This is a genomic window from Butyrivibrio sp. MB2005 (genome assembly GCF_000424285.1).
GTDB lineage: Bacteria > Bacillota > Clostridia > Lachnospirales > Lachnospiraceae > Butyrivibrio.
This window is the reverse complement of sequence record NZ_AUJP01000011.1, coordinates 99,406-113,172: the sequence shown is the minus strand read 5'-3', so window position 1 is coordinate 113,172 and position 13,767 is coordinate 99,406. Positions and strand designations below refer to the sequence as shown.

Sequence of the window (13,767 nt, the reverse complement as noted above, 5' to 3'; positions counted from 1 at the left end):
TTTATTCTCCATCTATTTCGGATCCATATTCTGTATCGTCCTGTATATTCAGATCCCTCTCTTTAATTCTGACTGCCTTCTCTCTTTCCTTTAAAGACTCCTCCCATTCAGCAAATCTGTTGGTAACATTCTGCTTATAATTGATGATATTATCAGTCTCTGACATGGCTGCAATCACAAACATGGTCACAACCAGCGCCACAAGAACTATATTCATAGCAATCAAAAGAGCCATGGCAAACTTTTTGTCCATTGGTGGCTTCTTTTTGGGCGGAGTAAAATATCGCTCCGGATGATATTCATCAGGAAGCTGCACATTGGTAATCTTAACTTCTATGGGAATAGGCGTAAGATCATCATCTGAAACTCCTGCCGCAATTAACTTTTCACGAAGCTTTGCAAGGTACTCCCAGCCAACGGGCGTTGCGAAAATCTTGTTGGAAATAGCCTTCTCATAGACAGCCTCCATATCAGAAACCTTTGCAGAGGTCACCTTCTGTTTAAGTATGCCTATCTTCTTTTTATCCAGCTTTGCCTTTTCAGCGTCCTGGACTGATAAAAAGATATAGCCCTCCACGGTCAGTTCTTCGTCGGTTGGTCTGTTGTTAGCAGGCTTATTCTCTTCTGATTCCTTCGCAGTTTCTGCAGAACCGTTCGTTGCCTCAGAAGGACTCTCAGCGTTATCCGCCACAGGTTCACCCTGATTTTCTATATTTTCCAGTTTTACTAAAGCATCATCTGCCATACTCTACTCCATAAGCCGCGATAAATACGCTGACGCTTCTGGCCTTCATTCTCCAGTTAGGAACCGATAAGGGCTTAGGCCTGTTATAGAAATAATGTCCGTCCTCTGCTGCTGTATCAACTACAAGTGTCCAATATGCACCATCGGGCGGTGTGGGAAGTGTGATCTGTATATCCTCCCAGAAGGAATTCACTGACATGATCACGATATCGTCATGTCCCTTTTTCCTTACAAATCCCGCATACATGACTGTGATAATCTTTGTATTGTCATTTATATCTGTATTAAAAGGATTGTCTGTAAAAACAGAGATATGCGGAAGTCCGCTGACAGCCGGCTTGAGATCTTTTCTGATCGCAGGATGTTTTCTCCTGAACTGTATCATATCTCTGTAAAAATCAAAGAACGCCTTGTTCTTGGTATGAAGTTCCCAATTAAGCCAGGATATCTCATTATCCTGACAATAGGCATTGTTATTTCCGTACTGAGTATTGGCAAACTCATCGCCCTGAAGGATCATGGGCGTACCGCGGCTGCACATAAGAACAGAAATGGCATTTCTCATCATCTTAAATCTGAGGTTATTAACTTCCACATTATCAGTCTCACCCTCTGCTCCGCAGTTCCAGCTTCTGTTATCATTGGCACCGTCTGTGTTGTTCCATCCATTGGCTTCATTGTGTTTTTCATTGTATGCAAACATATCATAGAGGCTAAAGCCGTCGTGACAGGTAATGAAGTTGATTGATGAATCATAGCCGGCATAGTTATTGCCATACATATCCATGGAACCTGTAATACGTCTTACCGCATCAGGAGCTGCCCAGTAATCACCCTTAAGGAAGGATCTAATACTGTCTCTGTATTTGCCGTTCCATTCTGCCCATCTGCCCCAGGAAGGGAATGAGCCTACCTGATACATTCCGCCAGCATCCCAGGCTTCCGCAATAAGCTTTACATCGCCAAGGAGCGGGTCAAAAGCAAGCCTGTGAAGAAGCGGTGGCTGCTCCATAGGTGCACCGTTAATATCTCTTCCAAGAATACTCGCAAGATCGAATCTGAAACCATCAATTTTATATTCCTCTACCCAGTAGTGAAGACAATCTACTATCATCTGCTGAACGATGGGATGATTACAATTAAGAGTATTGCCGCATCCGCTGAAGTTATAGTAATCCCCGTCGGGAGTCAGCATATAATAAATATTATTATCAAAGCCCTTAAAGGAAATGAAAGGACCATTCTCATTACCTTCAGCAGTATGGTTAAATACAACGTCCAGAATAACTTCTATTCCGTTCTCCTTAAGGAGCTTTATCATCTCCTTAAGCTCGAATCCCTCTTTATTATATTCTGTGTTATAGGCATAGCTGGTGTTTGGCGCAAAGAAGCTAACGGTATTGTATCCCCAGTAATCGAGGACTGTTCTGCCATTTACAGTTCTCATATCCCTGGTCTCATCAAATTCAAAGATAGGCATAAGCTCAACGGCTGTTACCCCTAGCCTCTTGAGATAATCAACCTTCTCCATTACGCCTGCAAAGGTTCCGCGGCACTTTACCCCTGAAGATTCATCCTTGGTAAAGCCTCGAACATGCATCTCATATATTATGGAATCGCTCATGGGTGTCTTAAGCCAGGACGCCTCTCCCCAATCAAAATCATTTTTTACAACACGGGCATGATATGCCCCTTCGAATTTGGTAGCCTGCCCCCAGATTCTTTGACCGACAACCGCTTTGGCATATGGATCCAAAAGGACATGGTTGTAGTCAAAAAGGAGGCCCTTTCTCTCATCCCAGGGACCATCAACACGATATCCATACTCAAGATTCTCAATCTCAAGACCGAATACGATCATTGATCTAACTTTTCCTATTCTGTATTCCTCAGGGAAAGTTATAGAAGCATAAGGTCTGTCTTCACCCCTGTGAAATAAAAGCAAAGTAACCTTAGTAGCTCCATTAGAATAAACAGTGAAATTGACGCCATCAGGAAGAACTGTAGCGCCATTCATACCATATAAACCGGGGCGCACACGAAAACCATTTATAATATCAACAGCAAGGAGCTGTCTGTTCTCTTCAGATCTTCGCATGTCAGCATGCCATAATCCCGGTACTGCATTTATTTTTGTTTTCTTATTAAACTCAGCCATAAGTGCTCCGTATTATAATAGCGTTTTCTTATGCTTTAAGTCAGTTACTCCTACCCAGTACAAAACATATATAGTCATTATACTACAGTGAACGTAAAAATGGTTATTTTATTGCGATAAACAAATTTTCCACATTGTAATAATATTTTGAAATAAAAATGGCATTTTATATTTAATTTATGATTTTTTATTTTATTAATATGGAATCTCCAAAGTTTTGATGATAATATTTAATTACATAATTGATATAGAGGTACTGAAATATGATTTCAAGAAAAAGTTTATTATATACAGCAATATCATTTACAATTTCCGCACTTCTTATGAGTGGTAATGCTTTCGCAGCAAAAGCAGCTACAATCTCTGATGGATGCATAGAACTTGTCGGTAAAGAAAATCCCGTTTTTGATACTTCCCTCCTTTCAGGTGATACATTAAAAAATGGTGTCACAATCAAAAACAGCTCCTGGAACACAGATCTTATTGTAGTCCTTGGTGATGAAGAAGTCACAATAAGAGTTGGTGAAGAACTTGTTTTAGATGGCGACTGGGTTATGGAAAGCATCGAAACAAGAGATTTATACTCTGATAGCCAGGACGATGAAATAACAGATACAAATTCTAATGATACTGAAGAACCTTCCGATTCAAATTCTGAAGAAACTTCCAATTCAAACAACGAAGAAAACAACGATTCAAACACAAACGATAACAACGATTCAAATACAAACGAAACATCTGACGACGAAGACATCACAAATAATGATGATACAGTAAGTAACAACGATAACGCAACTAATAACGACGAAGTTGTAAACAACGATGATAACACAGACAACAATATCTCAAATGATATTAACTCAGACGATAACGACGAGCAGGAAACAAATAACGAAGCAGCAGATGATAACTCAAATGATGCTAATGCAATCACAAAGAATTCAGCAAAGGATGATGAAGTAACTAACGACGAAACATCTAATGGTTCCGACACTTCCGCAGAAGAAGATCAGGCACCTAAGGCAGAGGAAATCGGATCAGTAATAATCGACCTTAGTGGCGCTCCTACAGGATATGTAGTAAGCAGCAATGACGAAGCAACTTATACAGGTACAACAGCTGACAAGCACGCAAGATGCGTTAAGATCCTCGACAAGATTGTAAGCCAGAGCGGAAAAACTTACACAGTTACAGCTATCACAGACGATGCACTTAAGAATGCAAGTGGAAAAGAGCTCATCATCGGAAAGAGCATCAAGAACATCGGAAAGCGCGCATTAAAGGGTGCCAAGTATAAGAAAATCACAATCAAAACATCCAGCAATGGTTCTCTCTCAGTTGGAAAGAACGCGTTCAAAGTAAAGACAAAGAAAGTAACCATCAAGTTACAGGGCGTTAAAGGAAAGAATAAGACAAAGGTTATCAACAAGATTCGCCGCCAGTCAAACAAGGATGCAATCATTAAATAATCGCATACAAAATTCAGGGCTATGTCCATTGTGAATATAGCCCAATTTTTATCTATATCTATTTAGTATGTAACCTCGCCATCATGCTGAAGCAGATTAGCTGATTGTACACCTTCGATATCCATAAGATTTCTTACCAGCTTGCCACCTTCACTTGTTCTAAGTTCCAATGTAATATCCAATGTAGATGATGTCATGTTTCTAGATTTTACAGAGAAGTGTTTAACAGTTTCCCTAACACATTCAAGAATCTTATCTTCTGAATCAATATCATTGCAATTTACCACCAATATCATAGAGGCTTTTGCCACCGGAATATTATCAAGCACAACTATTGCTACAGTAATTGTAATAGAAAGAATGATTGCAAATGCTGCATAACCGGCACCACAGATTATACCCACCGATATGGACCAGAAAAGGAAAGCCAAATCCATTGGATCCTTGATAGCCGTCCTGAATCTTACGATAGAAAGAGCACCGACCATACCAAGAGATACAACTATCGAAGACTGAATGGTAACTATAATTGCTGCCGTAATAAGCGCCGTGCACACAAGTGACAAATTAAAACTCTTTGAATAAAAAGTCTTTCTGGTAACAAGTCTGTATACCAAAAAGATATATAAACTGATAAGAAGCGTCACCGCCAATGCTACCAGTACTGTCTTTATTGAAATATTAGCACTTGCATACCCTTCCAAAAACGATCTCTTAAAAATATTTTCCATGAAACAATCCTCCTACAATTTATATTTTCTACATAACGAATATTTGCTATAAGCAGTCTGCCGAAGATTTTCAAGCTGACACGCCCGAAATATAGTATCCGGTATGAATTCATCCCACTTTACTTCCATCAGATGCTGACCTTTAGGCATAACCGGGCGCTTGGATATATCTTCTTCAAGGAATCTTCTAATATCTTTTGATGAATATAGATTCATATCAAGAGTAACTCTGACATTCCCAAGCCTGTTGACATAAGGCATTCTGTCGTATCCCACTATTATCTTAGGCTGCATCATATGAGTCATCATCTCAAGTGTCAATTTCTTTAGAACAGTAGGCTGACTTCCTAAATCCGTTAATACTTCTCCGTTCATGAGTTTTACACATTGTTCAATTGTAAGTGGACATGATTTTTTCTGAACTTTATCATGCTCTTTCCTTTTGCACTCAAGAGTTATTCGAGTTGAATCACAATTATATATGCGTATTCTGAATTTCTCTCGCGGAGCAACACCGGCAATATTTTCTTTTAAACATCGATCATTATAGTCATCAAAATACAACGAACGAATACTATATATTCCATCCTCCGATGCATGTGAATCGAAAGGAATCAAAAATTTTAACCGCTGTTGTAAAAGAACTATTTGCTGATCAGATACCAGGTATTTATATTCATGTCTGAATTTATCTGACATTCTTTGGCTCTCCTATAGTTCAATTGCCTTTATAGATTGAAACATTTTGAGTTAATCTTGAATCTGGATTAAAGTTGCTTCCATCTGATGCATTTATCCATGTATCAAAATCAAAAATAACACTATCCTCAGGAAAATCTATATTACCTTTTTCATCTGCAAAATACAGGTAGTCAAGATCCTCCCCTTCAAAAAGCACCCTTAGTATATTTCCTCCAGAATTATCAATAAATGCCTTATCCAGATATTCTGCATGTCTTAAATAGATATCATTTAATTTCTGATACTCTGCATCAATATCTGTGTAATGGTACATACTTACCCATCTCATTGCATTCATTCTATTGGATTTATAAATCTCATTCTCCAGTTTTATCACTTCATCTATATAATCATATGCTATATCTTTATATTTATCAGAATATGCTGTTATAAGATAATCTCTAACTGCTGAATTTTCAAAAACTCCATCATACCAAGAAAAACGCCTAAGAGAGTATACGGCCTCAGCACATGATCTGTTTGCAGCCAAATCATAGTCCCATACAGGGCCTGAATACAATCTCCCATCTTTATAATAAAAATATAATGAGTTAATATCTGTATTGCATGCAATCTGCTCTATAAAGTATTTTCTCGCAAAGGACTCCATATCAAGCTGATCAGGAACAATATTAGAGTTCAGCCCATCCTCTATTTTATTTAGAGTTTCAGTTATAGATGCTAATGACAAATCACTCATATTACCGGATTTAACAAAAAAGCATTGTCCGGACTCAGTGAATACCGATGTTTCTTTTTCATCCCCTCTAGCCGTCGCTTGAAGCAAATAATCATTATTTGTATTTAAAACCACCTTACTATCTGAGTTCTCAATTTTATCACATGCAAGATATATTCCTAAATATTCGCCATCAACATATAGCTCTGCGAACTCAGATGAAGGAGACCACTTTGGCTCAAGCCTTTTTGCAATATTCAAAACACTTTTGTTTCTAATATTAGTTACATCTGCCTGATTAGCAATAAGAGCTATTCTATCAGCTTTTGAAAGCCCAAGAACGGATGTCTCTTCGTTAAAAATTAGTGAAAACGGCTTTTGATCAGTCCATGTCCAATCCCATGTGGTATTACCGCGTCCTTTTATGTATGCTTTGTTATCAAAATAATCGATTTTGCCACCTTTATCAAAAATAGTAACAGCAACAGGTTCTTTATGATTTTTATCATTGTACACTTCGTTCATACTGCCTGTGGCAGTAGTAATAAATATTGAAGGAATCTGAGAGCCCTGCATTATATAAAAATCAAGCTTTTTCCTGTTAAAAGTAATTGAATGCCTTTCATCTAAGCTAATTTCTGATAATGAATCCCCCGATGTATATTCATTTCCATCAATAAGTATTTGGGGAGAATCCAAAATCAGCGTTTCAAGTTCAGCATTACCAGGAACAAAAAGATAAACAGACCATTTATGTTTGAACGACTGAATTGTAGTTTTGTTACCCGATGACATAGTTACCGAAAATGATATTTGGGAATCATCACTATATCTCCATATCAAAAATAGAATTGGCAAAGATATAACAAAAAGAATTATTAAATAGATGTACTTTTTTATGAATCTTTCCACTTGAGCACTTCCCTCTTATACAATCATCAACGTGTTGAATTTTAACACGAAAGTCTTATAAACGAAAGTATAAAATTACTGATCAAAATGTCATAACGCAAAAGGTCTACCGCAGTTTATGCGGTAGACCCATATATTAACAATATTATAAAAATATTTATGCCGGATATGCCCCGTTCTTAGTGTCAGCTTCTGACATATCCACTTTTTCCTGCTGTGCCATACGATATTTGAAGAAATCAGTAGCAACCTGAGGGAACAATGCATAGGAAAGAACATCCTCATCCTGCTGCTTCCAAGGCTTAACCTCTTCCTCAAACTTAGGAAGTCCGGGCGCAAGCTTATCTGCAGGTCTGCAGGTAATAACTTCTCTGTCGCCGATGATCTTCTTCTGAACTTCAGGATTGAAGGGTTTGATTGTCTTACCATACTCACCGGCAAGGAGATCCTTTGTCTGGTCGGTAGCAACCTTATATCTCTCACCCATAAGTACGTTCATAACAGCCTGAGTACCAACGATCTGTGAAGAAGGTGTAACAAGCGGAGGCTCACCAAAGTCCTTACGAACCTGAGGAATCTCCTCAAGTACTGTATTGTACTTATCGCTTGCATTCTGTTCCTTCAGCTGGCTAACCATGTTGGAAAGCATACCGCCGGGAACCTGATACATAAGAGTCTTGATGTTAACACCAAGAACCTTAGCATCCATAAGTCCGCTGGCAAGGCACTCTTCTCTGTAAGGTCTGAAGTAATCAGCGATCTCAGCAAGAAGCTTCTGATCAAGACCTGTATCGAATTCCTGTCCCTTGAAGGCTTCAACCATAACCTCTGTAGCAGGCTGTGAAGTACCAAGAGCAAAAGGTGAAATAGCACAGTCGATAATATCAACGCCCGCCTCAGCAGCCTTCATGTATGTCATGCTTGCAACACCTGAGGTGTAGTGTGTATGAAGATCAATAGGAAGTGATGTAGCGCTCTTAAGAGCTTTAACAAGCTTCTCTGCCTCATAGGGAAGAAGAAGTCCTGCCATATCCTTGATACAGATTGAATCAGCGCCCATTGACTCGATATCCTTGGCAATGTTCATCCAATACTCTTCTGTATATGCATCACCAAGTGTATATGCAAGAGCGATCTGAGCATGTCCGCCCTCTTTCTTGGTAGCCTTTACAGATGTCTCAAGGTTTCTAAGGTCATTCAGACAGTCGAAAATACGAATGATATCAATACCATTTGCAATTGACTTCTGAACAAAATACTCAACTACATCATCAGGATAGTGCTTGTATCCAAGAATATTCTGTCCACGAAGAAGCATCTGAAGCTTGGTATTCTTGAAACCATCTCTGAGTTTACGAAGTCTCTCCCAGGGATCTTCTTTAAGGAATCTCATGGAAGCATCGAATGTTGCGCCTCCCCAGCACTCTACTGAGTTGTAGCCAATTTTATCCATTGTAGGGATAATGGGAAGCATCTGTTCTGTAGGCATTCTGGTGGCAATAAGTGACTGATGTGCATCACGCAGAACTGTCTCTGTAATCTTAACTGGCTTTGCCATAATTTTTTCTCCTTTATTATATTATTGATTCACGGATTTCTTCGTGCTACGCACTCTCGAAATCCTACAAGCATTCGCAATCCATGCTATCGCATTACTTGCTCATGTTTGTTTAGTTATCAAATACATATGAAATTGTGCAAGCACATTTCATATGTGCTTGATAACAATAATCAATCAGAAAACTCCAAATACAGCCATAAATGTTCCTGCAACGACTGCAGTACCAACTACACCTGCAACGTTAGGACCCATAGCATGCATCAGAAGGAAGTTACTGGGATCGTACTCAGCACCGACTTTCTGTGAAACTCTGGCTGCCATAGGTACTGCGGATACTCCGGCTGATCCGATAAGAGGATTAACCTTTCCGCCTGTGATAACGCACATAAGCTTACCAAACAGACATCCTGCCGCAGTTCCGATAACAAAGGCAATAAGACCGAGAACAACGATCTTGATTGTTGTGATGTTAAGGAATGCCTCAGCACTTGTTGTTGCACCTACAGATGTACCGAGCATGATAACTACGATATACATAAGTGCATTAGATGCTGTCTCCTGAAGCTGACGAACAACGCCACTCTCTCTGAAGAGGTTACCAAGCATAAGCATACCAATAAGAGGAGCTGTTGTAGGAAGAATCATACTTACAACGATAGTAACAACTATCGGGAAAAGAATCTTCTCAAGCTTGGATACCGGACGAAGCTGCTGCATACGGATCTTTCTCTCTTTATCCGTTGTAAGAAGCTTCATGATCGGGGGCTGGATAATCGGTACAAGTGACATGTACGAATATGCAGCAACCGCGATAGGTCCGAGAATTGTGGTCTGGTTAAGCTTTGTAGCAAGGAAGATGGATGTCGGTCCATCTGCTCCACCGATGATAGAGATAGCTGCAGCCTGCTGATCATTGAAGCCCATGGCAATAGCCATGAAGTAAGCTGAAAAGATACCAAACTGAGCAGCTGCTCCCATCAGGAAGCTCTTAGGGTTCGCAATAAGGGGACCAAAGTCCGTCATTGCACCTACACCCATGAAGATAAGTGAAGGCATTATAGCCCACTCATCAAGTAAGTAGAAATAATACAAAAGACCGCCTACGCCATTTGATGAATTCTCGATTGAAACCATAATATCAGGATAGATATTAACAAGTAACATACCGAAAGAAATAGGCACCAAAAGAAGCGGCTCGAATCCTTTGGCAATAGCAAGATACATAAAGATAAGCGCTACAACAACCATTATGTAGTTGCCGGGTGTCATAGTTGTAAACGCTGTCTGTTGCCAGAGATTCGATAATGTGTTAGCAATGTAATCCATTTAACGACCTCCGTTTAGTCTCCTTTTTCTTAGTTCATTGTTGCGAGAACGCCACCGGCTTCAACCTGATCGCCAACTGCAACGTCGATACTTGCGATTGTTCCATCCTGAGGAGCAACCATAGGAATCTCCATCTTCATGGACTCCATAGTAATAACTGTGTCGCCCTTCTTTACAGCCTGGCCAACACTTGCATCAATCTTAAGAACCTTACCTGCTGCACCGGCTGTTACCTTAACGCCGCCTGCACCTGCAGATGCCTTCTTAGCGGGAGCTGCGGGAGCCTTAGGAGCAGGAGCTGCTGCTCTGGGTGCTGCTGCAGGAGCTGCTCCGCCTGCACCCTCTTCTACTGTTACGTCATATACGTTTCCGTTAACGGTAATTGTATAGTTTTTCATTATTTATATCCTCCTAAAATTAGCTAAATCCTTATGCTTTTTTCCAATTCCCAGTGGGTCTCTTGCGAATAGATCTTACAACGTATCCATCCGCTGATCCGCTGCCTTCATAAGCAGCAATGGCTGCTGCAATAACTGCTACGAGTTCTGAATCATCAGAAAGCTCTTCTTCCTTATCAGCGATCTGAGCGGTTACATTTTCCATTGACTTCTGAGTAATCTCTTTGTCAGTCTCAGGCTTCTTCTCACCGATCTTACCGATAAGCGGGAATAAGGAAATAACTATTGCGATTATTATAAGAACAGTAAAAGCCATTCCCATTCCAAGAAGTGTATTAAGTCCTGCACTCTTAAGCTTCTCGCCAAGTGTATGATTTACATTGACTGAAATAAGTGTAGGATTGAGGTTCCTGTCCAGGCTGTACTCAAGGATCGCTGTATGAGCGTTAGGACCTGTACCCTCTATGATAGAGTCTACAAAAAGCTTCCCTTCCTTGTTTACATAGAACTCTGTGCTCTTAACACTGATATCATCAGCAAGGCTTCCCATATCGTGATAGCCGAGTTCATCAACTGCGTCGAACCAGTTTCTATAACCTGCCTTGATGATGTCGTAAGTCTCTTCATCAAACATGCTGGTTATATCATCAAACATTCTGTCTTCAAAATTATCAGGTGTTACACCGTCTAAATACCATGCCTCAAACCATCCATCCTCTATGGTGTCAGCAATACTTGAGAGAGTATCCATAGTGAATGTCTCTGCGTCATATCTACTGCCGGCCACCGTATTTTTCTGAACGGTCTCGCCACATGCTGTAAGCCCAAGTATGCAGATCAGCGTTACACCTAAAGCAAATATCTTATGCTTCAAGATTCGCTACCTCCTTATACTGTCGTATGCTTCTTAGCAGGACGCTCATCGCGCTTACTGTAAAGCATGTCAAATGCTCCGATAACATACTTTCTTGTATCAGCTGCACTAATGATAGTATCTACATATCCTCTTGCCGCTGCACTCTCAGCATTATTCTGAAGCTTCTCATAAGCAGCTGCTGTGTCAGCAACTGTAGCTGCATCCTTACCATCAGCGATGATCTTAGCAGCAAGTGAAGCCTCCATTGTGCCAATCTCTGCATCTTCCCAGCAGAAAGTCATGTCAGCACCAACAGCCTTGGAGTTCATGATCACATAAGCACTTCCAAAAGCCTTACCTGTGATTACATTTACCTTGGGAACTGTAGCGTTTGCAAGTGCTGCAACAAGCTTACCTGCATTCTTAGCAACGTGTCTCTCATCACACTTTGTAGCGCCAAAACCTGCTACATTTGTGAATGAAAGTACGGGGATATCAAAAGCATCACAGAAATTAACGAGATCTGCAGCCTTGCCACAAGCATGAGCTGTGAGTGATCCGTCAAACTTCTGAGCAGCTTCGCCCTTTTCATCATAAACAACACTTCTGTTAGCGAATACACCTACAGTTGCGCCGCCAAGCTTGATGAATCCTGTAACCATATCCTTGGCATATTCTCTCTTTGTCTCAAAGAAAACGCCATTGTCTGCGATCTGGCTAAAGATAAGAGCAGGATCTTCTACAGAACCGTCGAGATTCTCACAAGCACGGTTAAGATCATCTGCACACTCATCAATTGAATCATTATCTTCATTATTGGAAGGAAGGAGTGAAACGAGCTCGCGGATCTGAGCAAAAATAGTCTCCTCATCACCTGTTACATCAACACTGCCAACCTCTTCACTCTGCCACTTAGCAGAAGAAGTATCGCATTTTTCCTTGCTGTTTCCCGGAATGCTATTAGGTGAGTTTACAAACAGCTTTGCTTTTTTCTCTTCCATGAATGTAAAGTCTGTTACTTCAGGGAAAAGTGCAAGGCCGCCGCCACATGAGCCAAGAACGGCTGTGATCTGCGGAACCACACCTGATGCATCGATCTGTTTACGATAAATCTCACCGAATGCATTAAGCGCATCTGTTGCCTCCTGAAGACGAAGTCCTGCAGAATCGATAAGACCGATAACAGGTGCTCCCATCTTAAGAGCTAAATCATAGAGACCAGCAATTTTCTTTGCATGCATCTCACCAACAGATCCACCGAGAACTGATGCGTCCTGTGCATAAACATAGACGAGCTTACCGTCTACAAGACCATAGCCGGTAACCACACCATCTGAGGGTGTCTCTGACTGCTTCAGATTGAAATCAGTGTTTCTTGCTTTTACAAGAGCACCAATCTCAACGAAACTGTTTTCATCAAGCAGAGAAACTATTCTCTGGCTTGCCTGAGAAGAACTACTCATTTCTTCACCTCCGTAATATATTTAAATAACTTAACGTAAATCAAAAACACGTCAGAATATAGTATAGCATAAAAAAAGGACTTGGAGAATACTCCAAATCCCGATTTTATGCTAATTTCACAGATTTTTGTTACTTTTTTGTCAGATATCAAGCTTTACACTTATCTCCTGCTCAGCTTCCTGTTTAAACTCCTCTACACGAACTGCATCAAGGGTAGGAAGTTCATCAAGAGATTTAACACCAAAGCTTCGAAGAAATTGCTCCGTTGTGCCAAAAAGAAGAGGTCTTCCCGGAGCATCAAGTCGTCCAAGCTCCTGCACGAGATTAAACTCAACAAGACGGTTTACCGCATGATCACTGTTTACACCTCTTATTCTCTCCACATCAAGACGAGTAATTGGTTGTTTATAAGCAATAATCGAAAGTGTTTCCATAAGAGCATCTGTAAGAACAACCTTCTTAGGTGTCTTTGCCACCTTTATAAGATACTCATACATCTCGCTTTTGGTACAGAGTTGGAAAGAATCTTCAAGCTCGATAAGGCCTATTCCGCTCTCTTCCCTGCCATATTTTTCCTTAAGATATTTGATCTGCTCTCTGACATCAGCAAGATCCTGATCAGTTGCATTACATAATGCAGAAACACTGACAGAATCACCCATAGCAAAAAGGATTGCCTCAATCGCAGCAGCTCCCTGTTCTTTTGTCATAACTTACTCCCTCAGTT

12 protein-coding genes are annotated in these 13,767 nt (G+C 40.4%); 1 reads left to right on the top strand and 11 read right to left on the bottom strand.

Features of this window, described 5'->3' with window-relative positions:
* Position 1: 1 nt before the first annotated feature.
* A complete protein-coding gene (locus tag G610_RS0107235; protein WP_026524253.1) occupies positions 2 to 745 on the bottom strand; it encodes a hypothetical protein in 744 nt (247 codons plus the stop codon).
* Positions 735 to 2,843 (bottom strand): glycogen debranching protein GlgX, encoded by a 2,109-nt coding sequence (glgX, locus tag G610_RS20140; RefSeq protein ID WP_035797212.1) that lies wholly within the window; start codon positions 2,841 to 2,843, stop codon positions 735 to 737. The genes G610_RS0107235 and glgX overlap by 11 nt, the downstream gene beginning before the upstream one ends.
* Before the next feature lie 323 nt (positions 2,844 to 3,166).
* Here glgX and G610_RS0107225 point away from each other — a divergent pair, with 323 nt between their 5' ends.
* Complete coding sequence (locus G610_RS0107225; RefSeq protein ID WP_026524252.1) at positions 3,167 to 4,372, top strand: hypothetical protein; 1,206 nt, start codon at positions 3,167 to 3,169, stop codon at positions 4,370 to 4,372.
* Between the two features lie 62 nt (positions 4,373 to 4,434).
* On the opposite strand, the gene G610_RS0107220 is transcribed toward G610_RS0107225, so the two are convergent.
* The 9 genes from G610_RS0107220 to scpB form a co-directional block, all read right to left on the bottom strand.
* Positions 4,435 to 5,103 carry a DUF4956 domain-containing protein gene (locus tag G610_RS0107220; RefSeq protein WP_026524251.1) on the bottom strand — a complete coding sequence of 223 codons (669 nt, stop codon included), beginning with the start codon at positions 5,101 to 5,103 and terminating at the stop codon, positions 4,435 to 4,437.
* Between the two features lie 12 nt (positions 5,104 to 5,115).
* Positions 5,116 to 5,802 (bottom strand): polyphosphate polymerase domain-containing protein, encoded by a 687-nt coding sequence (locus tag G610_RS0107215; RefSeq protein ID WP_026524250.1) that lies wholly within the window; start codon positions 5,800 to 5,802, stop codon positions 5,116 to 5,118.
* A 19-nt stretch (positions 5,803 to 5,821) separates the two neighbouring features.
* The gene (locus G610_RS0107210) at positions 5,822 to 7,435 is read right to left on the bottom strand and encodes a CotH kinase family protein (RefSeq protein WP_026524249.1); all 1,614 of its coding nucleotides are present in this window, start codon (positions 7,433 to 7,435) and stop codon (positions 5,822 to 5,824) included.
* 157 nt (positions 7,436 to 7,592) lie between these two features.
* Positions 7,593 to 8,993 carry an oxaloacetate decarboxylase subunit alpha gene (locus G610_RS0107205; RefSeq protein WP_026524248.1) on the bottom strand — a complete coding sequence of 467 codons (1,401 nt, stop codon included), beginning with the start codon at positions 8,991 to 8,993 and terminating at the stop codon, positions 7,593 to 7,595.
* A 177-nt stretch (positions 8,994 to 9,170) separates the two neighbouring features.
* A complete protein-coding gene (locus G610_RS0107200; protein WP_026494420.1) occupies positions 9,171 to 10,322 on the bottom strand; it encodes a sodium ion-translocating decarboxylase subunit beta in 1,152 nt (383 codons plus the stop codon).
* Between the two features lie 29 nt (positions 10,323 to 10,351).
* Positions 10,352 to 10,720, bottom strand: coding sequence for a biotin/lipoyl-containing protein (locus G610_RS0107195; protein ID WP_026494419.1), 369 nt, complete (start codon positions 10,718 to 10,720; stop codon positions 10,352 to 10,354).
* 31 nt (positions 10,721 to 10,751) lie between these two features.
* The gene (locus G610_RS22070) at positions 10,752 to 11,594 is read right to left on the bottom strand and encodes an OadG family protein (RefSeq protein ID WP_051197807.1); all 843 of its coding nucleotides are present in this window, start codon (positions 11,592 to 11,594) and stop codon (positions 10,752 to 10,754) included.
* A gap of 14 nt (positions 11,595 to 11,608) precedes the next feature.
* A complete protein-coding gene (locus tag G610_RS0107185; RefSeq protein WP_026524247.1) occupies positions 11,609 to 13,039 on the bottom strand; it encodes an acyl-CoA carboxylase subunit beta in 1,431 nt (476 codons plus the stop codon).
* Positions 13,040 to 13,180: 141 nt separating this feature from the next.
* Positions 13,181 to 13,750, bottom strand: coding sequence for an SMC-Scp complex subunit ScpB (gene scpB / locus G610_RS0107175; RefSeq protein ID WP_026524246.1), 570 nt, complete (start codon positions 13,748 to 13,750; stop codon positions 13,181 to 13,183).
* Between the last annotated feature and the right edge of the window lie 17 nt (positions 13,751 to 13,767).

Excerpts from the sequence above, each read along its gene's own strand:
- G610_RS0107235 (WP_026524253.1), bottom strand. The coding sequence starts at position 745 with ATGGCAGATGATGCTTTAGTAAAACTGGAAAATATAGAAAATCAGGGT.
- glgX (WP_035797212.1), bottom strand. The coding sequence starts at position 2,843 with ATGCGAAGATCTGAAGAGAACAGACAGCTCCTTGCTGTTGATATTATA.
- G610_RS0107225 (WP_026524252.1), top strand. The coding sequence starts at position 3,167 with ATGATTTCAAGAAAAAGTTTATTATATACAGCAATATCATTTACAATT.
- G610_RS0107220 (WP_026524251.1), bottom strand. The coding sequence starts at position 5,103 with ATGGAAAATATTTTTAAGAGATCGTTTTTGGAAGGGTATGCAAGTGCT.
- G610_RS0107215 (WP_026524250.1), bottom strand. The coding sequence starts at position 5,802 with ATGTCAGATAAATTCAGACATGAATATAAATACCTGGTATCTGATCAG.
- G610_RS0107205 (WP_026524248.1), bottom strand. The coding sequence starts at position 8,993 with ATGGCAAAGCCAGTTAAGATTACAGAGACAGTTCTGCGTGATGCACAT.
- G610_RS0107200 (WP_026494420.1), bottom strand. The coding sequence starts at position 10,322 with ATGGATTACATTGCTAACACATTATCGAATCTCTGGCAACAGACAGCG.
- G610_RS0107195 (WP_026494419.1), bottom strand. The coding sequence starts at position 10,720 with ATGAAAAACTATACAATTACCGTTAACGGAAACGTATATGACGTAACA.
- G610_RS0107185 (WP_026524247.1), bottom strand. The coding sequence starts at position 13,039 with ATGAGTAGTTCTTCTCAGGCAAGCCAGAGAATAGTTTCTCTGCTTGAT.
- scpB (WP_026524246.1), bottom strand. The coding sequence starts at position 13,750 with ATGACAAAAGAACAGGGAGCTGCTGCGATTGAGGCAATCCTTTTTGCT.